The organism is Actinocrinis sp., from assembly GCF_035653575.1.
GTDB lineage: Bacteria > Actinomycetota > Actinomycetes > Streptomycetales > Catenulisporaceae > Actinocrinis.
The window spans coordinates 1-25,790 of sequence record NZ_DASRBQ010000118.1; the positions used below are offsets into that span (position 1 = coordinate 1).

The window sequence follows — 25,790 nt, forward strand, 5'->3', positions numbered from 1 at the left end:
AGGATCAAACTCTCCAAAAAAGAATCATTCGAAATCCTGGCCATCCGTCCCGACGGGGGTCGGGACAACAGCCATCCAAAACATAAATGGCATCACAGACAAAAATGTCGACACACTGTTGAGTTCTCAAGAAACAGACACACCGGAAAGTCTTACTTCTAAGACCGACCGAGTGATTGCTTCGGTACTTCTTTGCTTCTTTTCTTTGCCGTTTCCGGCTCCGCCACTCTATCAGACATTCTCAGCGCTATTTGCACAGCGCTTTTCGCCGCTGATCCGATTGGCTTGCCGCTCGGGCAGAGCGCCCGGCGACTCGGAGAAGAGTAGGCAGCCGAAGGTCAACGAGTCAAATCCGTGCGTCAACTGGCTGATTTACCGCGCTCATTGAGCTGCTGGCCTGCCCAGTTACCGCCGCATCGCGCAGGACTGACGCACCACCAGATGCGTCGGAACGGTACGTGGCACCGACACCTCCGCCAGCTGCTCCACGTTCGTCAACGGCGTGTCCACCAACGCGAGCAGCGCCGCGACAGCCGCCGCACCCAACGCGATCGGATCCTGCGCGATCGTCGTCAACGCGGGACGAACCAGGCTCGCCGCCTCGATGTCGTCGAAGCCGACCACTGCCATGTCCCCCGGAATGCTGATCCCCGCATCCTCAAACGCGTGCATCGCGCCAACGGCCATCTCATCGCCGGCTACAAAGACCGCCGTCGGACGATTCGGCAACGTCGCCAGACGTCGCGCACATGAGTAACCGCTGTCCAGGAAGAAGTCGCCGGTCTCCACATACTCGGGTTGCGTCTTCAGCCCGAGCTCCCGGATCGCGTCCTCGTAACCGGCCAAACGCTGTGCGGCCGGCAGCAGGTCTGTCGGCCCGGTGATCGTTGCGATCTCGCGGTGGCCGAGACTGTGCAGATACCGCACCGCCTCCGCAGCCCCCGCATAGTTGTCCGACGTAACGTACGTAGCGCGGGGTCCAGCGATCGGCAGGTCCAGAGCGACGCACGGGAATCCGGACCCGTATAACGTCTGCATCGCTGGGTGACGATCATCGACACCCATCATGACCACGCCGTCGAGCTGGTGCTGAAGCGCGATGTCGAGATAAGCGCGGTCTCCGGAACGGTGGTCGTCCACATTGAGAAGGAGCACGTGCCGTCCCGAAGCGCTCAACGCCCGCTTCACGCCCACCAACAGCGCCAGCAGGAACGGATGCCGACGGCCGGTGGCCTCGTAGCCGGTGTCCCATAGCAGCCCAACGGTGTCGGACCGGCCCCGCACCAGCGCACGCGCGGACTGGCTCGGCCGGTACCCGAGCCGCCGGGCGGTCTCCTGCACCTGGCGCCGCGTCGCCTCGCTGACCTCGGGGTGGCCGTTGAGCGCCCGCGAAACCGTCGCGACCGACACGCCGCACTCGCGGGCTAGCTCCCTGATCCCGGCCATCGACGACATCCCTACTTCTGCTTCGGCGCCCTGCGTCCCGCGCCTGCGACTCGCGTCCTACGGCCCATGGCTGGTGCGCAACTTTCTCCATGAGACCACGGCGGGACCGACGTGAGCAGTATGTCTGCCGAATGGTCGGGTGTTAACCATTGACGCGAACTGGATCCCGGGCTAGCGCGTGCGCCGCCCTATCGATCTACGGCCCCACGCCCTACGACCTAGCAGCGTGCGCCCTAGTCGCCTGCGCCCTAAAACCTAGCGGCCTGGGGCCTACTCAGGACGCATGATCAGACAGCTGCTGTTGGCTGTCGCGTAGACCTTGCCCGCTTCGTCGAATATGCGCGCCTCGGCGAGTGCGGTACGGCGTCCGACGTGCACCGTCGCGCCCTCCGCAGTGATCGGACCAGTCGCGACCGAGACCGGCCGCAAGAACTTCACCGACAAGTCCAGACTCGTGTAGAACACGCCTGCGGGGAGCTTGGTGTGTACCGCACAGCCGCAGACCGTGTCGAGCAGCGCCGCGAACACGCCGCCGTGTACCGAACCAAGCGGGTTGTAATGGAACTCCTGCGGCGTGAGGCTGACGGCGACGCGGCCCTCCTCGTACGAGAAGCCGGAGAAGTCGAGCGTCTGCATGATCGGCGGCGGGGGCACGCGACCCTCGACCATTGCAGCAAAGAGCTCCATGCCGCTCAGTCCCGCCCCGAACGTCGCCAGCTCCAACGGATCGGACCAGGCGTATGCGCGCTCGCGGAGGACCGATCCGTCCCCATCGGCCATGCGGGTCATGTTCGCTGCCTCTGCCGACTCATCGGTGCCCACGGTCTCGGTCATCACGGCCTCGCGTCTCACTCGGGCTCAGTTACTCGCTAGTACCGCAACGCTAGAGCATCTGAGTTTTCCTGAGCAACTCAGCCTGTAGCATTGAAGGATGACCTCGCCCTCCGTCGACACCGCCGTCGATCCACTGCCATACAGTGCGTACGACAGCGAGACCTGCTCTATCGCGCGCACGCTCGCGCTCATCGGCGATCGCTGGACGTTGCTCATCCTCCGCGACCTCTCCAACGGCGTGCGACGGTTCGACGACCTCGTCACGCATCTGGGCATCGCGCGCAACGTGCTCTCCCGCCGCCTTGCCGCGCTCGCCGATGGCGGATTGGTCACGCGCACCGCTTATCGAGTCGACGGGGCGCGGGAACGGCAGGAGTACCGGCTGACGCACGCCGGCCGCGATCTCGTGCCGATCCTCCTCGCCGTCATGGCCTGGGGCGACCGGCACCTGTCGGCGCAGGACGGGCCGCCTGCCGTGCCTCGGCACGCGGGCTGCGGAGAGCGCGTCCGGATCTCGGTGACGTGCGAGGCAGGGCACGACCTCGGCGACCGGCCACGGCTTCGCGTTGAGCCCGGGCCCGGAAGCCGCCTGCGCGAGCAACGATAAGGCGGCAACGCGGCAAGGCGGCCAAAGCTGCGGTAACTCAGGCAGGCGTCTACTCCGTCGCGCACCGTATCCGCGCGGTAACGGTTCTATGCCCAGTCAGCCAAACCGCATTGCCCGCCCGAGTGCCTCCATACGCTGCTTCTCGTTTGTCTAACAGGGGAGGGTCGGCGAATGCCGAGCAGATCATTAGCGTGGGCGGGTAGCAGTTCGAAGGGTCGGAAATCGCGCAGTGGGTTGAGCGCGGCGCTGAGCATCCTCGGTCTCTGCGTCGCTTTTGCGGTAACCGGCTGTGCGGGCGCCAGCACTGGAACACCGACTGCGGCCGAACAGCAACTCACGACGCAGAGCACGCCGACGCAGGACGTCTCGGCCTCGACCTCTGACTCACCGTCAGCGGCCGATGTGACAACCGCTCCGGCGACGAGCGCAGCACCCAATCCAGTTGTGCCGACGACGCACGCGCCGGCCCCTGCCCCCGTGCATACGACTGCTGCGACGAAGCCGTCCCTCTGTGGCGCGCCGCCGAACCCGTTCGGGTACAACTTCTGCGGGCGAGGTGGCTACGTCTCCTCGCCAGCCGGCACAGTGTGCAGCTACTTCGATTGCATCGCGAACTTCTACAACGGCAACGGGTACATGGTCGAGTGCACCGATGGCACGTACTCCATGTCCGGCGGAATACAGGGTGCCTGCTCCCACCACCACGGCGTCGCGCGCCCCGTCTACAGCGGCTGAACCGCACCAGCACCAATACCGCTTACGTGTGCCGGTGGCCCGCCGTCTCCATGGAACGGTTACCGGCACTCAACTAAGCTGCTGCTGACCCAGCGGGCGTGTACGAGCTCTGAGGATGCCGCCATGAGCGTGTTCGCCTCCCCTGCCGCAGCGCGCCGAAAGGCGTCCGCCGCACTCGCGGCCGCCGCCATGCTGCTCGCCGGAGCGTGCTCCTCCCCGTCGTCGCCCGCCGCGCAAGGCAGCAATACCGCAAGCACCAGCGCGAACGCGGGAACGAGCGCGAGCGCGAGCCCGCTGCCGACACCCGGCCCCGCGGCCTCGACGCTGTCCGACCTGCCCTACGCCGCGCTCGACCCCGCCGAGCAGCTGGACCTATACCTGCCCGCGGCCGGCGCACACCCGGCGCCGCTACTGATCTGGATCCACGGTGGCGGCTGGCGCACCGGCGATAAGAGCCAGATCACCGGATTCGCCGGCTCAGCGGTCAAGGCGCCACCGCCGGGGCCGTGCCGCGACATCGTCGAAGTGCAGGTGCCCAACCTCACCGAGCTGCTGGCTAAGGGGTACGCGGTCGCGGCAATGAACTACCGGCTAACGCAGGACCCGATGGCTGCTGCCCAAGACGCCAAAGCCGCAGTGCGGTTCCTTCGCGCAAACGCACAGCGCTTCCGACTAGACCCGAACCGATTCGCGGCCTGGGGCGACTCAGCCGGCGGCTTCTCGGCGCTGATCTTGGGGGTCACCGCGGACCGCCGCACGGTCTTCGACGATCCGCGCCTGGGAAACGCAGACGTCTCCGCCGCCGTGCAGGCTGTAGTCGACGACTTCGGGGCCAGCGAGCTGACCGACCTGCCCGGCCTGCGCCCCGCGGCCGAGAACCCGTTCCCCTACATCGCGAGCGCGAAGCCAGGCTCCATCCCGCCGTTCCGCATCGCGCACGGTGACCACGACTGCGTGGTGCCCTTGCAGCACTCGCGCGACCTGCTTGCGGCCCTGACTAGGGCTGGCGCAACGGCGACACTCACGGTATTGCCGGGTGCAGGCCACGAGGACCCGGCCTTCATGCGCACACAGTGGCAGCCAACTCTCGCGTTCCTCGACCGCGTCTTCCACATGTGACCCGCCGAGTGACTACACACCAAAGCGCAGAGGCCCGGAGACTGTGTCTCCGGGCCTCTGACCTATGTAGCGGGGACAGGATTTGAACCTGCGACCTCTGGGTTATGAGCCCAGCGAGCTACCGAGCTGCTCCACCCCGCGTCGGTGTGTCTCTACTGTAGGTCGAAGGTCGCTGCGGAAGCAAATCGGATAGTTCGAAGCGGCTATCGCGCGGACGAGTTCTGTGATGGGTGGCTTGTTTGCGCAGGTCGTGGCCGTGTGGGGTGGCGGATTGGCGGGCTCGGGGGTCGGCGGGGTCTGGCGTCGGGGAGAATGGGGCCATGGAGAACGGGAAGGCCGCGGGTGCCATGAACGCCGCGCTGACGCAGTCGTTGATCGAGCTGGAGCAGCACGTCTCCCGCGACGGCTGGGACCAGGGGCCGCGGTTGTTCGCGCTGGCGGATACCGCGGCGCTGATCAAGGCTGAGCCGCGGCTGGCGGCTGCGCTGGCGCCGGAGACCGTGGAGGTTTCGGGGCTGGGGCCGATGCGGGCCTACACCTCGATCGAGCAGGAGGGCTTTCCGGGCGGGAAGGCACTCGACGAGGCGCTGGCCGGGATCGGGTGGCCGGAGACCGTGGACGGGGCCGCGCTGGTGGTCGAGCGGGTCATGCTGCCGCCGGATGCTGAGGCGGAGATGCCTGCTGACGACTCCGGAGTCGACCTGGACGCTTGGGTGGCCGCGCATCCGCAGCGGCAGGAGGTACGGATCGCGGTGGGGGTGCTGCGGGACGGCTCGCGGGACTGTGCGCTGAGGCTTCGCTCGCGGGATGCAGACGACGAGGTGCTCTCTGGGCCTGGGCTTGTGCCAAACCTGGAAGAGGCGTTGGCGCAGACGTTGCGGGATTGAGGGCGGGGGAACAGAGGGCGGAGATCAAAGGCAGGGCAGGCGGCGGCGCGGGCACGGGCGCGGGCCGGGGGGTGCGCAGGTGCGGGCGTGCTGTGTGGTGGGGCGGCGTTGCCAGGGCGGAGGAGCGGCTGGGTGACGGTGGGTCAGCAGCTCGGCGGGGTCTTGCCGGCGCGGATGTCCGCCAGGGCGTTGAGCGCGTCCTGAAGGGTTGAGACCTTCGCCAGTTCGAGGCCGGCGGGGAGGTTCGCCTTCGCGTCGGCGCAGTTGTCCGCGGGGGCGAGGAACACCGTGGCACCATCGCGGCGGGCGCCGATCGTCTTCATCTGGATGCCGCCGATCGCACCGACGTTCCCGGACGCGTCGATCGTGCCCGTGCCCGCGACCACCTTGCCGCCGGACAGGTCGCCGCCGGGGGTGAGCTTATCGATGATGCCGAGCGCGAACATCATGCCGGCGCTGGGGCCGCCGACCCCGTTGAGCTGGATGCTCACGTCGAACGGGAAGGTGTTCTCGCTCTCCACGGAGATGCCGACGACCGCCTTGCCCTTGCTGTTCTTCGTGGTGCTGGTCGTGACGGTCTGCTGCTTCGTGCCGCGCGAGACGATGAAGGTGACCTGCTGACCGGGCGTCACTTTCTGGATGACGTTCTGCACCTCGGCCAGCCCGCTGTCGCCGCCGGTGGTGATCGCGGTGCCGTTGACCGACTTGATGATGTCGCCGGCCTGGAGCTTGCCGTCCGCGGGCGTGCCCGCGCTCACCGACGCGATGACGACCTCGCTGCCCTTGGGCTTGATGCCGAGCGCGCCGAGCGCCGCCGTGATCGCTGCGTCCTGCGAGTCGGTGAACGCCACCGCGTTCTCCTGGTCGCTCTGCTGCTGCGTCGTGCCGGGCGGGTAGATCGTCTCCTTGGGCACGATCGCCTGGTCGGAGCTGAGCCAGCCGACGAGGGCCGTACCGAGCGGCATCTGGTAGTCCTGGCTCGACACGCCGACCGTCACCATGCGCAGTTGACCGTCGGTCTTGTACGTCTGATGACCGGTGATCGTAATCAGTGGCGTGCCCTGATACGAGCCGAGTGTGTCGAAGGTTGGACCGGGGGTCATCTCCGCGTAAGGCACCGGCTGGAAGTACACGCCGACCCCAAAGACGGCGAGAAGAGCTCCTGAGACGGCGAGCGTGACGGTACGTCGGCGCGGCATGTGAACGACCCTAATGCACGGATCTGGGGGCGTGCAGGCGGGAGGGGGAATGGAGGCGAGGAGGAGGGAGGAGGCGCGTCAGTCGCGGGTGGAGACGGTGGGGCGCTGGGGCGGGGCGGGTTGCTGGGTACGCGCGAGGACCTGGCGGGCCCGCTGGTAGCGGTGCAGGGTGCCGACGTCCTCGCGGGCGCGCCGGATGCGGCGCGCGACGGCTGTCACCACGGCCGCTACGACGACCGCGACCGCCGGGATGGCCCACCAGACCAGGATCGAGAGCACGGATCGGCAGCCTAGATCAAATTCCGACCCAGGTGTGGGAGCCGTCCCGGAACTCCTCGCGCTTCCAGATCGGCACCTGCTCCTTCAGGGTGTCGATCAGGGCCCTGCACGCGGCGAACGCCTCGGCCCGGTGCGCGGCGGACGCCGCGACGACCACGGCAAGGTCGCCGACCTGCAGCTTCCCGACGCGGTGCACTGCAGCCAGGGCGGTGCCGGGGTGGTCGGCGGCGACTTTGCGCGCGACCTCGAGGAGTTGCTCGCGGGCGGTTGGGTGCGCGGAGTATTCGAGCTCGGTGACCTGCTCGCCGGGGCGTTCCGGGGTGTGGTCGCGCACGGTGCCGATGAACAGGTCGATGCCGCCGGCCTGGCGGTCGGTGACCGCTTGGAGCACTTCGTCCACGGACAGCGGGGTGTCACGTACGTCGATGAGACGGACGGGGTCGGTCACGGTCACCTCATCGTCGTGGAGGGTTGGTGGCGTAGCAGGGGGCGTGGGACTGGCAGACATAAGATCATCATCTCGGGAAGGGCCTGGCGGGTGGCGGGGCTCAGGTGGTGCGGCGCTTCTTGCGGGCGCGCCGCACCAGGGCGGCCGTTCCGACGAGCGCGACGGTGGCGCCAGCCGCGCCGAGACCGGCGGCCGCGTCCTTCTTGCCGAGCCGGCGGGCCAACGCCGCGTGGTGGCCCTCGATCTCGACGAGCAGCGCCTGGAACGCCTCGGCATTGCTGTACTGCGGCTGCCAGCCGGTCGCCTTGAGCTTCTCGGTGGAGACCGCCCACGGGTGCATGACGTACTGCAGGTCGGTGGCGGGCGCGGGGGTCAGGTGCAGCCGGTGCAGGCGTTCCGCGGCGCCGACGGCCAGCGACTCGGGCAGTTCCATCCTGCGCATCCCGGAGATCTCCTCGACCTCCTGCTGCCCGAGCCAGCCCTCGCTGCCGACCGCGAGCGGGCCGTCCACGTCGCTCAGCGCGGCATGCACGAGGCCTGAGGCGAGATCTTCGACGTGGCAGAACTGCCAGCACGGTTCGGAGTCCTTGACCACGAGCAGCCGGGGCGCCTCGAAGTGGCGCGTGAAGACCGTGTCGATGCCGTGACCGGTCAGGACGGCGGGGCGCAGGACGGTGACGGACAGGCCGGGGTGCGCTTTGGGGGCGCGTTCGGCCAATCGTTCGATTTCCAGATAATCGCCGACGAGCGAACCGTCCGGTACCGCGCGCAGCGGTGCGTCTTCGGCGAGCGGCACCGGGTTGTCCGGATACGCGCCGTAGACGACGGCGCTGGTGAACAGGACGACCCGGCTCACTCCAGCGGCTGCTGCGGCGGTGAGGACGGTCTGCGTACCGCGCACGTTCCATGCGGTGCGCGTCTTTGTGTCCGTGTCAGGTGAGGTGTCGATGTCGGCGTGGATGACGACGTCCACGTCCCCGAGCCGCTCGGCCAGGCCGGGATCGCGCGCGTCCGCTTGGCGGAACACCACTCCCGGCGCGTCCAACCTGCGTGTATCGAGCGCCACCGCCTTGCGTACGCCCTCGTGCCCGGCCAGGCGGACGGCCACCGCCGCGCCGATGACGTCGGCCGCGCCGGTAACCGCTACGGTGAGTCGCGCCGAACGGCGCCGTCCGCCTTCTGCCGGGGAACTCACAAGCACACTCCGATGGTTACTACGGTGAGGGGACGGGACACTCCGTTCACCGTAAAGTCTGTTCTATCCGTAGAGTGCGTGATCCCCGAGTGATTGAGTGGCCGTGCTTCCCGTGAACACCGCTTCTCGTGCGCGCCGCGTCAGGCGCGCTTGCGCCGGGGGTCCCTCTCCAGTGTGGACGATTGTCTAGAGGTTCGACGTGAACGACCACTCAGAAAGTGTCCCACCGAGCGGGGACGAGCCGGAGCCGGTGCCGTTCGAGGACATCGTCAAGGGGCTGGAGGGCCTCGGCGCCGACGTCGAGCGCGAGGCGAAGGAGGCCGAGCAGCGGGCGGCCCGTGAGCAGGCCGAGCGCGGCGATCAAGAACGCCGGCAGGAGGGTGCGGGCGGCGCGGAGGCCGGGGCGAACCCGCTGGCCGGGCTGCTGGGCGCGCTCGGTCTCGGCGGGGCGGAGGGCGGCGACATGGGCGAGTCGCTGTCCAAGTTCGCCGCGGGGCTCGGGCAGCAGATGCCCGGGTTCGACCCGCAGATGCTCATGATGATGATGGGGCGCATCCAGTCGCTGATCAACAGCGGCGAGGGCCCGGTGAACTGGGCGCTGGCCAGGGATGTCGCCCGCACGGTGTCCGCCTCGCAGCCGGACCCGAGCCCGACCTCCGGCGAGATCGGCCCGATCGAGGACGCGGTCCGGCTGGCCGAACATTGGCTCGACGAGGTGACCGCGCTGCCGGCCGGCACCACCGGGGCGCTGGCCTGGAGCCGGGCCGAGTGGATCGAGAAGACGCTGCCGGTCTGGAAGCAGCTGGTCGAGCCGGTGGCGGAGCGGATGACCGGCGCGATGAGCGGGCTGCTGCCGGAGGCGGCGGCCGGGGCCGCGGCGCCGATCACCGGGATCGTGCGGCAGATGGGCGGCTCGCTGTTCGGGCACCAGGTCGGCACGGCGCTGGCGCAGCTGGCCACCGAGGTGCTCGGCTCGTCGGACATCGGCTTGCCGCTCGGTCCGGACGGCAAGGCGGTGCTGCTGCCGTCGAATGTCGCGGCGTTCAGCGCGGGCCTGGAGATTCCGGCAACCGAGGTGCGGCTATACCTGGCGATGCGTGAGGTCGCCTATCACCGCCTGTTCGCGCACGTTCCGTGGCTTAAGGCGCACGTGCTGGGCGCGGTCGAGGCGTACGCGCGCGGGATCACCGTGGATCAGAGCCGCATTGAGGAGCTGATGCGTAACGCGCAGTCTCCGGAGGGTCTGGCGAACCTGCAGAGCGTGTTCGAGGAGGGCATCACCTTCACCGCCCCCGACACGCCGCAGCAGCGTGCCGCGCTGGCCAGGCTGGAGACGATCCTGGCGCTGACCGAGGGCTGGGTGGACACGGTGGTCAACGCGGCGGCCGCGCCGAACCTGCCGCACGCGGGCGCGCTGCGTGAGATGCTGCGCCGGCGCCGGGCCTCGGGCGGTCCTGCGGAGCAGACCTTCTCGGCGCTGGTCGGCTTGGAGATGCGGCCGCGGCGGCTGCGTGACGCGTCCCGGCTGTGGGCTTCGCTCGGGGATGCGCGTGGCATCGACGGCCGCGACGACCTGTGGGCGCACCCGGACCTGCTCCCGACCGCCGAGGACTTGGACGACCCGGACGGTTTCGTGCACCGCGACGAGCTCGACATGTCCGGGCTGAGCGACATGTTCGGAGACGACGAACAGCTGACGGCGGAGGAGAAGCCGGACGAGCGGAAGGCGGACGGGCAGAAGGCGGCCGACGAGAAGGACCAGGGCGGGGAGGAGAAGAGCGGCGAGTAGTCCCCGCGGTTCACTCCCCGGTGGCCACCGGGCGGTCCGGGCTGGTAATCCAATCCGACCATGAGCCCGGGTAAAGCGTGGCCCTGATCCCGGACAGCTCCAGCGCGAGCACCTCGTGCGCGGCGGTCACGCCGGAGCCGCAGTACACGCCGACCTCGCGGCCGTTCATCCCGTTGGCGCCGAGCGAGGCGAAGCGGGTGCGTAGGATCTCGGTCGGCAGGAAGCGGTCGTCGGGTCCGACGTTGTCGCGGGTCGGCGCGCTCACCGCGCCGGGGATGTGCCCGGCGACCGGGTCGATCGGCTCCACATCGCCGCGGAACCTGGCCGCGGCGCGCGCATCGAGCAGCACTCCCTCGACCGCGAGCTTCGCCGCCCCGTCCGCGTCGATGATCGGCATCGCGCCGGGCACGGCGATGAAGTTCCCTGCTCCGGTCGCGGCGCCGAGTTCGGAGGTTCCCGGCGTGTCACCGGAGACAGTCGGCAGGCCGGCCGCCGCCCACGCGGCGTATCCGCCGTCAAGCACCCTTACGTCGGAGTGGCTGAAGTACCGCAGCAACCACCAGGCACGCGCCGCAGAGGTGGAGTCAGCCGCGTCGTACACGACGACCGTACGGTCGTCGGACACGCCCAACGCGCGCATCGCGGCCTGAAAGTCCTCCGCGTTAGGCAGCGGATGGCGACCTCCCACACCGTTCGGTGCCTGAGGCCCGGCGAGCTGGTGATCGAGGTCGACGAAACGCGCGCCCGGGATATGGCCGGCCGCGTAGAGGTCGCGGCCCGGCGGACCGGTCAGTGACCAGCGCACGTCGAGCAGTGTCACGGTCCCGATCGGTGTCTTCTCCTTGCCGACGCCGAGCAGTTCGGCCAGTCGTTCGATGGAGATCAATGGCGCACGGTCTACCGATTCAGGGGCCATAACTCGTCATCCTCGCACCTCGAGCAGGGGGACCAACCGTTCGGCCGCGGTCATCGAGCCGTGCATGCCGATCAGCCGGGATTCGACGACCTCACGCTCGGAGGCGATCACCGCCCAGTCCCCGCGCATCGCGACCACGACGTCGCCGATCCGGTCACGCATACCCGCATCCACGCCGGGACCGAACCAGCCCTCGGCGATCGCCTCCTCGCGGGATCGCACCGCCGCGATGCCGTCGAGGCGTTCGGACCAGATCGCGAGTACGTCGCGATCCGCACCAGGGTGCGCGTAGACGTGTCGGGCTCGTGCTTCGCCCCCGAGTAGCGCCACACCGGCGCGCAATTCCCAGTCGGTGTCCGCGTCGATGCGGTGCTCCACGGGCACGTCGAGCATGCCATGGTCCGCGATGACGTACAGCGAGGAGTCCTGCGGCAGCCGCTCGGCAAGCCATTGCACGAGCGCGTCGACGTAGCCGAGTTGATCGCGCCAGGCCTGCGAGCCGACGCCCGCCGCGTGTCCGACGAAATCAAGCTGGGAGTAATAGAGGTAGACGAGGGCCGGCTCGGGCTCCTCGAGCGCCTGAAGCGCGCGCTCGGCCCGCACGTCCGGCGGCTCGGCTCCGGAGAAGTGGGCGCCGCGGAACACCGAGCGGGTCAGTCCGGATTCGGCGAAGCGCGGCGAGGAGACGTGGGTGACCGCGACGCCGGCCCGGCGCAGCCGCTCGAACATCGTCTCCCGGGGCTGCCATTGCAGCGGATCCACGTCCTGATCCCACTTCAGGAAGTTCATCAGCTTCCCGGTCCCCGGGACCATGAGCTTGTAACCGAGCATGCCGTGCGCCCCGGGCGGCAGGCCGGTGCCGATCGAGGAGAGCGAGGTCGAGGTCGTGGAAGGGAAGCCGGCGGTGAGCGTGCGGCCGACTCCCTGGGGCCCGATGCCCTGCGGTCCGTTCTGCAGCAACGCCGCGAGGTAGGGGGCCGCGTCGGCGTTCTTGAGGATCAGCTCGCTGCCCATCCCGTCGACCAGGAAAAGGCACGCGCGGCGGACCGGGTGCAGTTCCCAAAGGTCGGCGGTGGTCGTGGTGGACGGGGACGCGGACACCCCGAGAGCGGCGCCGATCGCGGGCAGCACGTCGCACAGTGCGCCCGCGCCGTAAGCCGGATAATCGAACCCGGCCTCCCCCTCGGCCGCCCCCGCATCCACGCCGTTACCCGCGTCCAGCTGCGCCGAGTTCGACGGTGGCAGCCGCGAGCGCCTGGGCGAACTCGAGCGTCATCCGTACCGCGTCCGGTCCGTCAGCACCGGTCGACACCCTTAGCGAGAGGTCGTCGCCCGTGACAGTGCCGGTATACCCGTGGTCGGCCTCGCAGTGCGGGTCGCCGCAGTTGGCCGGTTCGAGGTCCACTCTGCCCACTGCGCCCCAGCCGACCGTGAGCACGACCTCGCGCGGGAGCGTGCCGCGCACGTGCTTCGCCGGGTCGTCCACCACCCTGGTCACGACGACCGTCGAGACGCGGTCGAGCCGCACCGTCTCGGTCGAGGTGGAAGCGTACGAGCCCACCTGCGAGTCCACTCCGTCGAGCTCCGGCTCGGTGCCGTGCTCGTCGGTGTGGCCGACCACCAGCCGGCGCTTGGTCAGCGCGAGCACGGTGACGTGGCGGCGTACCTCCTCGGCGTCGAAGGTCGTCTCCTGGTGGACCAGATGGCTGATGACCGGTTCGCCGCCGAGCGCGGTCTCGACCGCCTCGGCGACCAGCGCCGGGTAGTAGCCGCTGCGCTCGATGGAGGCGCGCAGACCGGGGTCGAGGGCGCCGGAGTCGGTTCTCTGGGGCATAGCCCAATCCTCGCACTGCCAGGGCTCGCGCGTGTACATCGGGTGTCGGCCGGTTTCCGGGGCGTCGCGGCCGGTTCCAAGCGGTTCTGTCGGTGCCCGGCAGGAGAATGAGTGCCGCACAATGAGAGGATTCGCGCCGCGGCCGCAGCATTCGGCGGCGGCAGGGTCCGGCCCGACGGCAGTCGCGCCCGGATCCACAGCCGGCAGACACCGCGTACTTACCGCGGCGAACGTCCGAATGCACGTTGGTGAGGTACGGCGTCCCTCAGCGAACGCCTTCGCCGTCGCAAAGGGAACACTCTTCACTCCCCTGCCCCTGGCAGACGGTACACGCCCAGATCCCCTCGCCAGGATCTCCGTTGCAGTTAAAGCACGGTTGGTAGCCAGCACCTTTGCACCGCTCGCAGGGGGAACCGCGCCGCCCGCTCCTGCGCCCGAACGCAGGTGAGGAAGCGGTACCCAGCATCTCTTCGAAGTGGGTCATGTATTGACGGCGCACGGCGTCGCCGTCCCTCGACCAGTCGCTGGACCACGAGCACCCCGTGCAGCGAGCCCGCCACAACAGCCCACCCCGCTGCTTCCTCGTCTCCAGGTCGAAATCGTGGTCGTTGCCGGGCACGTTCTGCCTCACAGTCTCCGGACGAGTGGACAACGGGATCCGCCCCTGATTGTCGGCTGACCACCCATCTCAGGGCAATGCCAACCGCGTACCTGCACGGAGGGTGCTGACAGCCTGGACGCCGGCTCCGCCGGAGCCACTCGGTGAAACTCGGACACGACCGGATACGCGTCCCGTCTGGCCGCTTTTCGAGGCTGTCGGCGCGACGGGGCACAATAGGCCGCTAGCAGCATCCCTACCAGCACAGGAGCAGCGCAGCCATGGCCCGCCGCAGCGCACCGCAGGAGACTGACGAGCCGTTCGAGGAACGGATCGTCGAGATCGACGTGACCGAGGAGATGTCCAACTCCTACCTGGAGTACTCCTACTCGGTCATCTACTCGCGCGCGCTGCCCGACGCCCGCGACGGGCTCAAGCCGGTGCACCGGCGGGTGTTGTACCAGATGAACGAGATGGGGCTGCGGCCCGATCGCGGCTTCGTGAAGTCGGCGCGCGTGGTCGGCGAGGTGATGGGCCGGCTGCACCCGCACGGCGACGGGCCGATCTACGACACGCTGGTGCGGATGGCGCAGCCGTTCTCGATGCGGCTGCCGCTGGTGGATGGGCACGGTAACTTCGGCTCGCTCGGCAACGACGACCCGCCGGCGGCGATGCGGTACACCGAGGCGCGGCTGACCCCGGCCTCGCTGTTGATGACCGCGGACATCGACGAGGACACGGTCGACTTCGGCCCGAACTACGACGGCCAGGAGACCGAGCCGGACGTCCTGCCTGCGGCGTACCCGAACCTGCTGGTGAACGGCGCGGCCGGGATCGCGGTCGGCATGGCGACGAACATGCCGCCGCACAACCTCGGCGAGGTGATCTCGGCGGCCCGGCACCTGATCAAGAAGCCGGACGCGTCGCTCGAGGAGCTGATGCGGCTGGTCCCGGGTCCGGACCTGCCGACCGGCGGGCGAATCGTCGGGCTCGACGGCGTGCGCGACGCCTACGAGACCGGCCGCGGCGTGTTCCGAATGCGGGCGACCGCGCACGTAGAGACGCTGCCCAACCGGCGCAAGGGCATCGTGGTCACCGAGCTGCCGTACAACGTCGGCCCGGAGCGGGTGATCGCCAAGGTCAAGGAGCTAGTGCAGGCCAAGAAGATCCTCGGCATCTCGGACCTGAAGGACCTGACCGACCGGACCAACGGGCTGCGGCTGGTCATCGAGGTCAAGAACGGCTTCAACCCCGAGGCGATCCTGGAGCAGCTGTACAAGCTGACCCCGCTGGAGGAGTCCTTCGGCATCAACAACGTGGCGCTGGTCGACGGACAGCCGCTCACGCTGGGCCTGAAGGAACTGCTCGAGGTCTACCTGGACCACCGCTTCGAGGTGGTGCGGCGGCGCAGCGAGTTCCGGCGGCGCAAGCGCTCGGACCGGATGCACCTGGTCGACGGCCTGCTGATCGCGCTGCTGAACATCGACGCGGTGATTCAGACGATCCGCACCTCGGACAACGCGGCGAACGCGCGCGAGCGGCTGATGGCGCAGTTCGAGCTGACGGAGGTTCAGGCCAACTACATCCTGGACACCCCGCTGCGCCGGCTGACCCGGTTCGACCGGCTGGAGCTGGAGACCGAGAAGGAGAAGCTGGCCCGGGAGATCGCCGAGCTGACCGCGATCCTGGAGTCGGACGCGCTGCTGCGCAAGATGGTCTCCGACGAGCTGGCTCAGGTGGCCAAGGAGTTCGGCACGCCGCGGCGCACCACGCTGCTCGAGGCCGCGGACGCGCCGGTGGCCGCCTCGGTCCCGCTCGAGGTCGAGGACGCGCCGTGCCGGGTGCTGCTTTCCTCCACCGGGCTGCTCGCCCGCATCACGCTGCCGGCGGGCGGGGACGCGAGCGCCGCAGACGGCGACGCGGAGTCGGAGTCGCAGTCGGAGTCGAACGCGCGGCGAGCGAAGCACGACGCGATCGTCTCGGCGGTCGAGGGGACGCTGCGCGGCGACTTCGGAGTGTTCACCTCGGCGGGCCGACTGGTGCGGGTCTCCGTGATCGACCTGCCCTCGCTGCCGGTCACCGCGGGGGCGCCGAACCTGGCGGGTGGCGCGCCAGCCTCCGAGTTCGTGGACTTGGCGGCGGACGAGAAGGTGCTGTGCCTCTCGACGCTCGACCCGCAGTCCCCCGGCGTCGCACTGGGCACGCTGCAGGGCGTGGTCAAGCGGGTGGTGCCGGACTTCCCGGCGAACAAGGACGAGTTCGAGATGATCACGCTCAAGGAGGGCGACCGGGTGGTCGGCGCGGCCGAGCTGCGCACCGGCCGGGAGGACCTGGTGTTCCTGACCACGGACGCGCAACTGCTGAAGTTCTCCGCCGAGCAAGTGCGCCCGCAGGGCCGCCCGGCCAGCGGAATGGCCGGGATCAAGTTGTCTGACGGCGCGTCGGTGCTGTCGTTCACGGCGGTGGATCCGGAACGGGACGCGGTCGTGGTCACCGTCGCCGGCTCCAGCGGGGCGCTGCCGGGCACCAGCGCGGGCAACGCGAAGATGACGCCGTATCAGCTCTACCCGTCGAAGGGTCGGGCCACCGGCGGCGTGCGCTGCCAGCGGTTCCTGCGCGGGGAGGACACCCTGGTCTTCGCGTGGGCGGGCGCGGCTCCGGCCCGGGCCGCCGACGAGGCGGGCAACCCGGTGGACCTGCCGCCGCTCGACCAGCGTCGGGACGGCTCCGGGACTCCGCTGCGCAAGGCGATCGCCGTGGTGGCGCCGGGGATGTGACAGTCGCGGGTGCAGGGCGGTCCGAACGCGAGTAGGGCAGGTCTGGACGCGAGCGGGGCAGGTGTCTGGATGCGAGTAGAGCAAGTCCGAACGCGAGCAGCGCGGCGTGTGGCCTGGTCAGACCTCGAACCAGACGATCTTGCCGTGCGCGGTCGTCCTGGTTCCCCAGTCCAGCGAGAGCTGGTCGACCAGGTACAGGCCGCGGCCGCCCTCCTCGCCGTGCTGCACGGTGCGCAGCCGGGGCGCCGCCTCCAGTTCGTCGGAGACCTCGCACACCACCGTGTCGGCGCCGCGCAGCAGCCGCAGTCCGATCGGGCCGCGGCCGTACCGCAGCGCGTTGGTGACCAGTTCGCTGACGAGTAGTTCGACGACGTCGGCCACGTCGCCGACCAGCGGGGAGAGGCCGCTGTCGTCGGCGTTGGCGACCGCGTCCTCGGCGGACCACTCGTGCAGGCAGCGGCGCACCAGTTCCCTGGCTCGGGCGGCGACGGTCGGCTGGCTGGTCAGCACCCAGGAGGCGACCTGGTTCTCAGGGAGCCGGCCGAGCGAGGCGATCAGCAGCGTCGCGTCGTCGCTGCGGTGCGGCCCGATGAGCGCCTCGAATGCCGCGTCGCAGGCGGCTTCGAGGCGGCGGCCGTCGGCCACGGCGAACCCGGTGGCGCTTGACGCCGAGCCGAGGCCGACCGGCGCCGACTTGGAGATGGCGCCGAGCAGTTCGTCGATCCCGGTCTCGATGTCGCGGTCCCGGCCCTCGACCAGGCCGTCGGTGTAGAGGGCGAGCGCGCAGCCGGGTTCGATGGTCAGCACGCGTTCCTCGAAGCGCTGGCCGCCGAGGCCGAGCGGGGCGCCCGGGGAAAGCCCGATCAGGTCCGCTCCGCCGCCCGAGGTGGCCAACACCGGCGGCGGATGGCCGGCCGAGGCCAGCGTGCACTCCCCGATGACGGGGTCGTAGACGGCGTAGATGCAGGTCGCAAGGTGCGACTCGCTCATCGAGCGGGCCAGTTCGTCCAGTTCCCGCAGCACTAGCGCCGGGCTCAGGTCCAGTTGGGCGAGGGTGCGCGCCGCGGTGCGGAACTGGGACATGATTCCCGCCGCCGACAGGCCGCTGCCCATCACGTCGCCGACCACGAACGCGACTCGGCGGCAGGGCAGCGGGATGACGTCGCACCAGTCGCCACCGACCTGAGCGCCCGCGGCGCCGTGCCGGTACCGGAACGCGACCTGTGTGCCGTCTACCGCGTCGAATCGCTGCGGCATGAGCGAGCGTTGCAGCATCAGTGCGGTATCGCGCTCACGCATGTACAGCCGCGCGTTGTCCATCGCGACTGCCGCGCGTGCGGCGAGTTCTTCCGCGGTTTCCAGATCGACGAGCGTGAATTCGTCTCGTTGCTTCGCCCGGGCAAACCGGACAGTCCCAAGGAGCGAGCCGCGTGCCTTGAGCGGAACGACGATGCTGCGTTCCGCGCGACCAGCGTCCTTCGCATCGTGGCCACGCGTATCGGCGTCGGGCGCGTGTAGGGGTTGGCGCCCGGGGTCTTCCAGATCGAGGAATTGCGCACGTCCGCTGCTTATGCACTCGTGCAGTGCGGTACCGGGCTCGATTGGCGGAAACCTGCGGCTGGTTCCGCGCAGTCGCGATCGCCTCTTTTGCGACTTCGTGCCGGTCTCGGACATGGCGGTCTGCCCGCGTACCGCGACCGCGTGCATGTGGAGCGTTTGGTCCGCAGACTCGCCGGCCGCCAGAACCGAGTACGCGATGGCAGCGACGGGCTTGGTCCCCGTTTCCGCGCCACCTGACGGCTTCTCAGCGTCGAGGAGGTAGACGGTGGTCGCGTCGCTGAACTGCGGGACGGCGACGTCCGCGAGCGTGGCTGCGATGCGGTCGATGTCCAGCGAGGTGCCGATGCGGCTGTTCGCGGCGTTCAACAGCGCGGTGCGCTCGTGCGCCGATCTTTCACGCTCGGAGGCTTTCTGACGCTCGGTCACGTCCGTCGCGATCTCGGTCAGTCCGAGGACTTGGCCGTCGTCGGTCTGCAGCCTTGCGCAGGAGATGGACCAGTACCGCCAGGTACCCGGCTCGGTGATGCGGGTCGCGGTCTTGACCAGCTCGTCCACGACCGGTTCGCCGGTGTCGAGTACCTGTTGTTGGAGCAGCGGGACGGTATCACCGAGGTTCGGATTCACGTCCTCGGGGAGCAGGCCGATGTGCTCCTGCGGCGGAATGCCGTTGTAGTCGGCGAAGGCCTGATTCACCAACAGGTAGCGGCGCTCGGTGTCGTAGATCGCGATGCCTATCGGGACCTGGTCGAAGAGCGACTCGAACAGGGCCCGCTCGACCTCGATCCGCCGCGGATCCACGGCAGAGGCAGCGAGCTGGGCCAGGTTTCGGCCGGATCGGGATCCGAGCACGGAGCGCAACGGGGCGTCCGGTTCGGTATCGGATTCGGCGTCGGACGCGAGGGCGGATCCGGGTTCGGTGCTGGTTTCGGCGGCGGGTGTCGAAGCCCGTTCGTCGGGTTCGGACTCGGCCGGCTCGCAGGCTGATTCGACGGCGCCGGCCGAAGAGTCGCCGGCGGACGCATCCAAGGCGCTCTTCGAACGGTCGAAGGCTGCGGGCATGTACGGTCCTGGGAATCGAGAGCTGGCTGCCCGGACTCCTTCCCGCAAAGTATGATCTTTATATTGATCCACGACCGAGTTAGGCCACTCGGATGACACCCCCGGCGGCCGCCCGCTCGTCCAGCGCGTCCAGGATCAGCAGATCGCCCTCCAGCCACGGCAGCGCACGGGCCTCGGCCGTCCCCGGCCGCACCCAGAGCAGGGCGTCGTGGCTCCCGCGCAGCGCCGGCTCGCCCTCCTCGATCGCGGCAAGGAACGTGCGCACGACCATCGAGCCGCCCGCGATCGGGTACTCCGGGCCGATCCGCTCCCCCACCGTGATCCGTACATCGATCTCTTCCTCGCACTCGCGAATCAGAGCCGCGATGTCTTCCTCGCCCGGCTCGACCTTGCCGCCGGGGAACTCCCACTTCCCGGCCAGGTCCGGCGGTCCGGTGCGCCGGGCCGCGAGGATCTGCCCGTCCCGCTCGATCACCGCCGCGACGACGACGCGCACGCTCTCCTGCTGCATGCCGGCCATCGTCCCACGCGCTCGCCGGAGGCCGCGGAGCCCACGGTCCGCAACGACGGGGGTGACATAAACCACATTCGCCACGCCATGCTGTCCGCTCGGCGCGGACAGTGATCGGCGCCATGATTCTTTGCGCGACGGCGCAATGGATCGTTGATAGATTCGGCACTTGCGTGCGTTTTGTTGCAGGAATAGTGCAGCTGAACAGGCGAATCGTTGCGAGAGGCGGTCTCGACGCCTCGAAGAACCAGCCGCATACTCAGGACCATGCACGAGGCCGCCCAGCAAATGCACACCTATGACGCGCGTCTAGCCGACCTGGTCTTCGATTACATGCGCGAGCGCTTGCAACTCGATCCGGTGCCGCTCGACCACCCCGGCGAGCGCGCGAAGCTGGAGGCCGCGCTTTCCGGCCTGCTGACCGCACACGGCCACGACCCCGAGCAGGTGTTATCCGTTTACGCGGAGCAGCTCGCGCCGGCCGTCATCTCATGCGACAGCCCGCGCTTCCTCTCCTTCATCCCCGCCGCGCCCACCAAGGCGGCACTGCTGTTCGACATGGTGGTCTCGTGCGCCTCGCTGCAAGGCATCTCCTGGCTGGAGGCGGCTGGGGCGATCGCCGCCGAAAACCAGGTGCTGCGGCTGATTGCGGACCTGGCCGGGATGCCGACGAGCGCCGGAGGCTGCTTCGTCACCGGCGGCTCGGCTGGAAACCTGTCCGCACTTGTGGTCGCGCGGGACACGGCGCGACGCAAGCTGGGCCTCGGGCCGTATGACCGGGTTCGCATCGCGGTGAGCGACCAGTCGCATTCCTCGGTCAACAACACGCTGCGCATCATCGGCGTCGAGGCACTCCTCGTGCCGACCACAGACCACCGGTTCACGGGCGCCGATCTGCGAGCAGCGTTGATGCGTGACACTGACGACGCTCCGGTTATCGGCGTCGTGGCGACCGCCGGGACGACCAACGCGGGCATCGTGGATGACCTGGCCGGCATCGCGGCGGCGGCGCGTGAATTCGATCTCTGGCTTCACGTCGACGGCGCGTACGGCGGAGCGGGGCTCTTCGCGCCGAGTGTGCGGGCGAAGTACGACGGGATCGAGCATGCCGACTCGTTCGTCGTCGATCCGCACAAGTGGCTGTTCGCACCGTTCGACTGCGCCGCAGTGCTTTACCGGCAACCGCACCTGGCGAAGGCGGTACACACCCAAGACGCCTCGTACCTCGACGTGATCCACACGGACGCGCCGGAGGAGTGGAACCCGACCGACTACGCGTACCACCTGACCCGTCGCGCACGCGGGCTGCCGCTCTGGTTCTCCCTCGCCGTGCACGGCACCAACGCCTACCGGGACGCCATCGAGGCGGCGCTGTCGACCGCCCGCGAGGCCGCCGACCTGATCCGCCGTCACCCCGATCTGGAACTGATCCGTGAGCCGGAGCTGTCCACGGTGCTCTTCCGCCGCAAGGGCTGGGGGCCGCAGGAGTATGACGCGTGGTCGCGGCGGCTGTTGGCGGGTCAGGTCGCGTTCGTTACACCGACCAGCTGGGAGCGCGAGACGGTAGCGCGCTTCGCGTTCTTGCATCCCGGTACGACCATCGCAATGGTCGAGGAAATCCTCGGTACGGTCTGATAGGGCACCGTTTGGCACGGGTAGTACGCCGAAGTCTGTTGCAGGCGTTGTTGCGACGCCCCGACGCAGCGCGATTCAATACCCTCCACACGCTGGGGGAGGGTCATGGAGCCGCTCGCGACGGGCGATCCCGCCCGGATTGGACCGTTCCGGCTGGTCGCCAGGCTGGGCCGGGGCGGAATGGGCCGGGTGTACCTGGGTCGTTCCGAAAAGACCGGCCGGGCCGTCGCCGTCAAGACCGTCCACGGCGAACTGCTCGCCGACTCCGAGTTCCGAACCCGGTTCTCGCATGAGGTAGCCGCGGCACGCAGGGTGCGCGATGAGTACATCGCCGAGGTCGTAGACGCCGATCCGGACGGCGCGACGCCCTGGCTCGCCACCGCGTACGTCCCTGGCATATCCGTCGAGGATGCGGTACGCCGCTTCGGCCCGCTACCTGCCGATTCGGTACGCATCCTCGGGGCCTGCGTCGCCAAGGCAGTCGCGGCGATACACGCGGTCGGCCTGGTACACCGCGACTTGAAACCGGCGAACGTGCTGCTTACCGCCGCTGGACCGAAGGTGATCGACTTCGGCATCGCACGCGGCGTGAGCGACGCGGCCCTGACAAAGACCGGCATGGTGAGCGGTTCGCCGCCCTACATGGCGCCAGAACAGCTCGGCTACGGGGATTTCAGCACCGCCTCGGACGTCTTCTCGCTCGGCGCGGTCCTTCACTACGCGGCGACCGCCAGTGGGCCGTACGGACGCGGTGGAGCTCAGGAGCAGTACGCGCGGGCCATGGGCATCGGGCCGGTCATGGATCCGGCACTGCCGGATGTGCTGACTGAGCTGGTGCGCCGGTGCTTCGCCAGCGAGCCGCGGCTACGGCCGACGACGTCGGACGTGGTCCGCGCGCTGGAAGCGCATCCAGGAGAGCGCCCGCTTCCCGGATGGCTGCCGACCGCGGTGCTTGCGGACATCCTGGCGCAGGCGACGGATGCACTGAACAAGGACTCGGCGGCAGGGCTCAATTCGCCTCAAGCACAAGCCTCGGCGCCGCAACCTTCGCCGTCGTTCGCGCCCTTGGTCCCGCCACCGCCGAGCGGACCGTCGTACTCCAGCGGACCACCGCGGCCCAGCGCACCGTCGTACTCCAGCGCACCTCCGCATCCCGGCACGCGGCCGCCGCACCCGAATACGCCTCCGCGCGCTCCTCAGCCGCACCAGTCGCAGCCGCCGCAGCGTCAACCACAGCCACAGCAGCAGTCACAGCCGCCGCGTCCGAACACTCCCTACCAGAGCCCGCATTCGGGTCAGAACGGGAACGGCTCCTACTCCGGCGCGCCCTTCAGCAGCGCTCCCTCTCGGTCCGGGCCGGGTTCGCTACCGCACCACCCGTCATCCTCGCAGCTACCGTCCTACCCACCGCAGCAATACGGTCCTCCATCCGGCCCTGGGCAGCCCTACCAGCCGCCACAGGTCCACTACGGCTATGCGCCGTATCAGACGTCACCGCCGAGCAACGGCATCGCTACCGCCGCGCTCGTGCTCTCTCTGGTGGGATTCGCCGCACCGTGCCTACTCGCCGTCGCACTGCCCTTAGGCGGTGTCGGCCTGTCTAAAGCGCGCAAGACCGGTGTAGGGCACGGTCAGGCTCTCGCGGCGACGATCGTGGCGAGCCTGCTGCTGCTCGGCTGGATCCTCTTCATCACCTTGTACGTGGCTAGCAAGCCGTAGCCAGCACGCTCACGGGTTGACACTGCCCGGCGATGCGGCTCGAGCTGCTTCAGACGTTGAAGCGGAACTCGACCACGTCGCCGTCCGCCATCACGTAGTCCTTGCCCTCGATGCGGGCCTTGCCGCGAGCGCGCGCCTCGGCCACCGAACCCGCGTCCACCAGGTCCTGGAACGAGATGACCTCGGCCTTGATGAAGCCGCGCTGGAAGTCGGTGTGGATGACGCCGGCCGCCTCGGGCGCGGTGGCGCCCTTGCGGATGGTCCAGGCGCGCGCCTCCTTCGGACCCGCCGTCAGATACGTCTGGAGGCCGAGGGTGTCGAAGCCGACCCGGGCCAGCTGGGTGATACCGGACTCCTCCTGCCCCATGCTCTGCAGCAGTTCGAGCGCCTCCTCGTCGGACAGCTCGATCAGCTCGGACTCGATCTTGGCATCGAGGAACACCGCCTCCGCCGGCGCGACCAGGGCACGCATCTCCGCCTTGAGCTGATCGTTGGTCAGCTCCTCCTCGTCCACGTTGAACACGTAGATGAACGGCTTGGCGGTGAGCAGGTGCAGCTCGCGCAGCGGCTCGGGGTCGAGTCCGGCGGCATAGACCGTGGTGCCCTCGTCGAGCACCTTCTTGGCCTGCTCGATGGCGGCGACCACGGCCTGCTTCTCCTTGGCCATCCGCGCTTCCTTCTGCAGGCGCGGCAGGACCTTCTCGATGGTCTGCAGGTCGGCCAGGATCAGTTCGGTGTTGATGGTCTCCAGGTCGCCGCGGGGGTCGACCTTGCCGTCCACGTGGTGCACGTCCGCGTCGGTGAACACCCGGATGACCTGGCAGATCGCGTCGGCCTCGCGGATGTGGGCGAGGAACTTGTTGCCCAGGCCCTCGCCTTCGGAGGCGCCGCGCACGATCCCGGCGATGTCCACGAAGGAGACGGTGGCCGGGACGATCCGCTCGGACTTGAACAGCGCGCCCAGCACGGCGAGCCGCGGATCGGGCACGCCCACCACCCCGACGTTCGGCTCGATGGTCGCGAACGGATAGTTCGCGGCGAGCACGTCGTTCTTGGTCAGCGCGTTGAAGAGGGTCGACTTGCCTACGTTCGGCAGGCCGACGATTCCGATCTGCAGGGCCATGGACGGCAAGTCTAGTTGTCCCTGTCGGTGGTAACTCCCACGATGTTGTTCGTGAACGCTGGAGAGCTGGTACTGCTGTTGATCGGGCTCGCCCTCGGCCTCGTGCTGGGCGTGCTCTGGGAGCGCGGGCGCGGGCGCGGCCCCTCCGCCGAGGCGCTCGACCGGTCCACTGACCGGCTGCTCGGGCTGGCCGATCAGCAGTTCGCGCAGGTCGGGCGGCCGATCCAGGAGTCGCTGCGGCACCTGGACGACCGGCTGCGCGAGATCGAACGGGAGCGCAGCTCGGCGCAGGCCGCGCTGGCCCGGCAGATCGAGGATGTGCGCACCACCGGCGAGGAGCTGCGCGGGCAGACTGCCGCGCTGGTCACCGCGCTGCGCGCGCCGCAGGTCCGGGGCCGCTGGGGCGAGCTGCACCTGCGCCGCGCCGTGGAACTGGCCGGGCTGGTGGACCGGTGCGACTTCACCGAGCAGCTGGTGGTCGGGGCCACGCTCGACGGCGACGAGGGCGCGGCGCGGCCGGACCTGGTCGTGCACCTGGCCGGCGGCAAGAACGTGGTCGTGGACGCGAAGGTGCCGCTCGGGGCGTTCCTGGAGGCTGCGGAGGCCCGGGACGAGGAGATGCGCTCGGATCGGCTACGGGCGCACGCGCGGCAGCTGCGGGCGCATGTGGAGCAGCTGGGTTCCCGGGCGTATTGGAAGCGGCTCAATATGGTCGGTGCCTCGACGCCGGAGTTCGTGGTGCTGTTCGTGCCCGGGGAGGCGTTCCTGTCCTACGCGCTCGAAGCCGATTCCAATCTGCTGGAGTACGCGGCGGAGCGGCGCGTGATGCTCGCCTCGCCGACCACACTCATCACGTTGCTGCGTACCGTCGCATATGCGTGGTCTCAGGACACGCTCGCCGCGGAGGCTCGTACGATCATCGACCTCGGCCGGGATTTGTACGACCGGATCGGGGTTCTGGCCGGGCATGTCGACCGACTCGGCGGGTCGCTCGGCAGCGCGGTCGCCGCATACAACCGGGCGGTCGGGTCGCTTGACTCCCGCGTGCTAGTGACCGCGCGGCGGCTGCACGACCTCGGCGTCGGCGAGGCGGCGCCCGAGACGCCGCGGCATCTGGACACCGCGCCCCGCTCCCCCAGTGCGCTGGACTCGCTGCTGCCGCTACCGAGCGCGCCCGGCGGCCTGACGCCGCGCACCACCTCCGATCGCATGACGCCGTGACACCGTGGCGCCCTGGCACTGTGACGCTCTGACACCGTGGCGCCGTAACGCCCTGACGCGCCCACGAGTGCATGAGAGGTCTCATTCACGCAGGTAGACGGGCTCTGATGCGTTCGGGGTGACGCATCATCCAGATGAGTGATCAGCGGGCGTGGCACCGGTCGGCGGCCCGCGCCGGTTCCTACCGTGGCAGGTATGAGCCAGTACCCGGCGGCCGAACACGGATCCTCCGAGGGAAGTCTGTGGCACCCCCAACCAACTGCCCGGCACGCCGCTGAGACGCACGCTGAGCGGCCCGG

Annotated in this window: 22 protein-coding genes and 1 tRNA gene; 10 read left to right on the forward strand and 13 right to left on the reverse strand. The window is 69.1% G+C overall.

The window, feature by feature from the left end; translation table 11 throughout:
• Positions 1–388 (forward strand): hypothetical protein (locus tag VFA06_RS16400; RefSeq protein ID WP_324841447.1); only part of this gene is annotated, 388 nt, incomplete at its 5' end.
• 17 nt (positions 389–405) lie between these two features.
• Here VFA06_RS16400 and VFA06_RS16405 read toward each other — a convergent pair.
• Positions 406–1,455 (reverse strand): LacI family DNA-binding transcriptional regulator, encoded by a 1,050-nt coding sequence (locus VFA06_RS16405; RefSeq protein ID WP_324841448.1) that lies wholly within the window; start codon positions 1,453–1,455, stop codon positions 406–408.
• Positions 1,456–1,716: 261 nt separating this feature from the next.
• The gene (locus VFA06_RS16410) at positions 1,717–2,280 is read right to left on the reverse strand and encodes a PaaI family thioesterase (RefSeq protein ID WP_324841449.1); all 564 of its coding nucleotides are present in this window, start codon (positions 2,278–2,280) and stop codon (positions 1,717–1,719) included.
• A 97-nt stretch (positions 2,281–2,377) separates the two neighbouring features.
• Between VFA06_RS16410 and VFA06_RS16415 the strand changes: the two genes are divergently transcribed.
• The 3 genes from VFA06_RS16415 to VFA06_RS16425 all read left to right on the forward strand — a co-directional run bounded on the left by VFA06_RS16415 (position 2,378) and on the right by VFA06_RS16425 (position 4,741).
• Positions 2,378–2,887: a helix-turn-helix domain-containing protein gene (locus tag VFA06_RS16415; protein WP_324841450.1), complete on the forward strand. Its 510-nt coding sequence runs from the start codon at positions 2,378–2,380 to the stop codon at positions 2,885–2,887.
• A gap of 477 nt (positions 2,888–3,364) precedes the next feature.
• A complete protein-coding gene (locus VFA06_RS16420; protein ID WP_324841451.1) occupies positions 3,365–3,622 on the forward strand; it encodes a hypothetical protein in 258 nt (85 codons plus the stop codon).
• Between the two features lie 123 nt (positions 3,623–3,745).
• A complete protein-coding gene (locus VFA06_RS16425) occupies positions 3,746–4,741 on the forward strand; it encodes an alpha/beta hydrolase (RefSeq protein WP_324841452.1) in 996 nt (331 codons plus the stop codon).
• 67 nt (positions 4,742–4,808) lie between these two features.
• On the opposite strand, the gene VFA06_RS16430 is transcribed toward VFA06_RS16425, so the two are convergent.
• Positions 4,809–4,882: transfer RNA gene (locus VFA06_RS16430), tRNA-Met, on the reverse strand.
• Between the two features lie 179 nt (positions 4,883–5,061).
• Between VFA06_RS16430 and VFA06_RS16435 the strand changes: the two genes are divergently transcribed.
• Positions 5,062–5,628, forward strand: a complete 567-nt coding sequence (locus VFA06_RS16435; protein ID WP_324841453.1) for a PPA1309 family protein — start codon at positions 5,062–5,064, stop codon at positions 5,626–5,628.
• A 143-nt stretch (positions 5,629–5,771) separates the two neighbouring features.
• Here VFA06_RS16435 and VFA06_RS16440 read toward each other — a convergent pair whose 3' ends face one another.
• The 4 genes from VFA06_RS16440 to VFA06_RS16455 all read right to left on the reverse strand — a co-directional run bounded on the left by VFA06_RS16440 (position 5,772) and on the right by VFA06_RS16455 (position 8,749).
• Complete coding sequence (locus VFA06_RS16440; RefSeq protein WP_324841454.1) at positions 5,772–6,827, reverse strand: YlbL family protein; 1,056 nt, start codon at positions 6,825–6,827, stop codon at positions 5,772–5,774.
• Positions 6,828–6,905: 78 nt separating this feature from the next.
• The gene (locus VFA06_RS16445; RefSeq protein ID WP_324841455.1) at positions 6,906–7,106 is read right to left on the reverse strand and encodes a hypothetical protein; all 201 of its coding nucleotides are present in this window, start codon (positions 7,104–7,106) and stop codon (positions 6,906–6,908) included.
• Between the two features lie 16 nt (positions 7,107–7,122).
• Positions 7,123–7,614, reverse strand: a complete 492-nt coding sequence (locus VFA06_RS16450; protein ID WP_414639907.1) for a molybdenum cofactor biosynthesis protein MoaE — start codon at positions 7,612–7,614, stop codon at positions 7,123–7,125.
• A 40-nt stretch (positions 7,615–7,654) separates the two neighbouring features.
• Positions 7,655–8,749 (reverse strand): NAD-dependent epimerase/dehydratase family protein, encoded by a 1,095-nt coding sequence (locus VFA06_RS16455; protein ID WP_324841457.1) that lies wholly within the window; start codon positions 8,747–8,749, stop codon positions 7,655–7,657.
• Positions 8,750–8,948: 199 nt separating this feature from the next.
• Between VFA06_RS16455 and VFA06_RS16460 the strand changes: the two genes are divergently transcribed.
• Positions 8,949–10,538, forward strand: a complete 1,590-nt coding sequence (locus VFA06_RS16460) for a zinc-dependent metalloprotease (protein ID WP_324841458.1) — start codon at positions 8,949–8,951, stop codon at positions 10,536–10,538.
• A gap of 10 nt (positions 10,539–10,548) precedes the next feature.
• Here the strand turns inward: VFA06_RS16460 and VFA06_RS16465 are convergent, their stop codons facing one another.
• The 3 genes from VFA06_RS16465 to VFA06_RS16475 are packed head-to-tail and all read right to left on the reverse strand — an operon-like array spanning position 10,549 to position 13,288.
• The gene (locus VFA06_RS16465; protein ID WP_414639909.1) at positions 10,549–11,454 is read right to left on the reverse strand and encodes a sulfurtransferase; all 906 of its coding nucleotides are present in this window, start codon (positions 11,452–11,454) and stop codon (positions 10,549–10,551) included.
• Between the two features lie 6 nt (positions 11,455–11,460).
• Positions 11,461–12,657: an alkaline phosphatase family protein gene (locus VFA06_RS16470; protein WP_324841460.1), complete on the reverse strand. Its 1,197-nt coding sequence runs from the start codon at positions 12,655–12,657 to the stop codon at positions 11,461–11,463.
• Positions 12,658–12,661: 4 nt separating this feature from the next.
• The gene (locus tag VFA06_RS16475; RefSeq protein WP_324841461.1) at positions 12,662–13,288 is read right to left on the reverse strand and encodes a DUF5998 family protein; all 627 of its coding nucleotides are present in this window, start codon (positions 13,286–13,288) and stop codon (positions 12,662–12,664) included.
• Positions 13,289–14,167: 879 nt separating this feature from the next.
• Here VFA06_RS16475 and VFA06_RS16480 point away from each other — a divergent pair.
• Positions 14,168–16,663: a DNA topoisomerase IV subunit A gene (locus tag VFA06_RS16480; protein ID WP_324841462.1), complete on the forward strand. Its 2,496-nt coding sequence runs from the start codon at positions 14,168–14,170 to the stop codon at positions 16,661–16,663.
• A 117-nt stretch (positions 16,664–16,780) separates the two neighbouring features.
• Here VFA06_RS16480 and VFA06_RS16485 read toward each other — a convergent pair whose 3' ends face one another.
• Together VFA06_RS16485 and VFA06_RS16490 are read right to left on the reverse strand one after the other, a co-directional pair.
• Complete coding sequence (locus VFA06_RS16485; protein ID WP_324841463.1) at positions 16,781–19,282, reverse strand: SpoIIE family protein phosphatase; 2,502 nt, start codon at positions 19,280–19,282, stop codon at positions 16,781–16,783.
• A 79-nt stretch (positions 19,283–19,361) separates the two neighbouring features.
• Positions 19,362–19,793: a (deoxy)nucleoside triphosphate pyrophosphohydrolase gene (locus VFA06_RS16490; RefSeq protein ID WP_324841464.1), complete on the reverse strand. Its 432-nt coding sequence runs from the start codon at positions 19,791–19,793 to the stop codon at positions 19,362–19,364.
• 288 nt (positions 19,794–20,081) lie between these two features.
• Between VFA06_RS16490 and VFA06_RS16495 the strand changes: the two genes are divergently transcribed.
• Complete coding sequence (locus VFA06_RS16495) at positions 20,082–21,428, forward strand: pyridoxal phosphate-dependent decarboxylase family protein (RefSeq protein ID WP_414639913.1); 1,347 nt, start codon at positions 20,082–20,084, stop codon at positions 21,426–21,428.
• Between the two features lie 105 nt (positions 21,429–21,533).
• A complete protein-coding gene (locus VFA06_RS16500; protein ID WP_324841466.1) occupies positions 21,534–23,147 on the forward strand; it encodes a protein kinase domain-containing protein in 1,614 nt (537 codons plus the stop codon).
• A gap of 49 nt (positions 23,148–23,196) precedes the next feature.
• Here the strand turns inward: VFA06_RS16500 and ychF are convergent, their stop codons facing one another.
• A complete protein-coding gene (gene ychF / locus VFA06_RS16505) occupies positions 23,197–24,270 on the reverse strand; it encodes a redox-regulated ATPase YchF (RefSeq protein WP_324841467.1) in 1,074 nt (357 codons plus the stop codon).
• A gap of 42 nt (positions 24,271–24,312) precedes the next feature.
• Between ychF and VFA06_RS16510 the strand changes: the two genes are divergently transcribed.
• Positions 24,313–25,491: a DNA recombination protein RmuC gene (locus tag VFA06_RS16510; protein WP_414639911.1), complete on the forward strand. Its 1,179-nt coding sequence runs from the start codon at positions 24,313–24,315 to the stop codon at positions 25,489–25,491.
• The last annotated feature ends 299 nt before the right edge of the window (positions 25,492–25,790 follow it).

What these genes read in the sequence shown, in the direction of transcription:
- VFA06_RS16405 (WP_324841448.1), bottom strand. Translation starts at nt 1,455, where the DNA reads ATGTCGTCGATGGCCGGGATCAGGGAGCTAGCCCGCGAGTGCGGCGTG.
- ychF (WP_324841467.1), bottom strand. Translation starts at nt 24,270, where the DNA reads ATGGCCCTGCAGATCGGAATCGTCGGCCTGCCGAACGTAGGCAAGTCG.
- VFA06_RS16465 (WP_414639909.1), bottom strand. Translation starts at nt 11,454, where the DNA reads ATGGCCCCTGAATCGGTAGACCGTGCGCCATTGATCTCCATCGAACGA.
- VFA06_RS16440 (WP_324841454.1), bottom strand. Translation starts at nt 6,827, where the DNA reads ATGCCGCGCCGACGTACCGTCACGCTCGCCGTCTCAGGAGCTCTTCTC.
- VFA06_RS16435 (WP_324841453.1), top strand. Translation starts at nt 5,062, where the DNA reads ATGGAGAACGGGAAGGCCGCGGGTGCCATGAACGCCGCGCTGACGCAG.
- VFA06_RS16450 (WP_414639907.1), bottom strand. Translation starts at nt 7,614, where the DNA reads ATGTCTGCCAGTCCCACGCCCCCTGCTACGCCACCAACCCTCCACGAC.
- VFA06_RS16495 (WP_414639913.1), top strand. Translation starts at nt 20,082, where the DNA reads ATGCACACCTATGACGCGCGTCTAGCCGACCTGGTCTTCGATTACATG.
- VFA06_RS16475 (WP_324841461.1), bottom strand. Translation starts at nt 13,288, where the DNA reads ATGCCCCAGAGAACCGACTCCGGCGCCCTCGACCCCGGTCTGCGCGCC.
- VFA06_RS16485 (WP_324841463.1), bottom strand. Translation starts at nt 19,282, where the DNA reads ATGCCCGCAGCCTTCGACCGTTCGAAGAGCGCCTTGGATGCGTCCGCC.
- VFA06_RS16500 (WP_324841466.1), top strand. Translation starts at nt 21,534, where the DNA reads ATGGAGCCGCTCGCGACGGGCGATCCCGCCCGGATTGGACCGTTCCGG.
- VFA06_RS16480 (WP_324841462.1), top strand. Translation starts at nt 14,168, where the DNA reads ATGGCCCGCCGCAGCGCACCGCAGGAGACTGACGAGCCGTTCGAGGAA.
- VFA06_RS16410 (WP_324841449.1), bottom strand. Translation starts at nt 2,280, where the DNA reads ATGACCGAGACCGTGGGCACCGATGAGTCGGCAGAGGCAGCGAACATG.
- VFA06_RS16490 (WP_324841464.1), bottom strand. Translation starts at nt 19,793, where the DNA reads ATGCAGCAGGAGAGCGTGCGCGTCGTCGTCGCGGCGGTGATCGAGCGG.
- VFA06_RS16425 (WP_324841452.1), top strand. Translation starts at nt 3,746, where the DNA reads ATGAGCGTGTTCGCCTCCCCTGCCGCAGCGCGCCGAAAGGCGTCCGCC.
- VFA06_RS16510 (WP_414639911.1), top strand. Translation starts at nt 24,313, where the DNA reads ATGTTGTTCGTGAACGCTGGAGAGCTGGTACTGCTGTTGATCGGGCTC.
- VFA06_RS16415 (WP_324841450.1), top strand. Translation starts at nt 2,378, where the DNA reads ATGACCTCGCCCTCCGTCGACACCGCCGTCGATCCACTGCCATACAGT.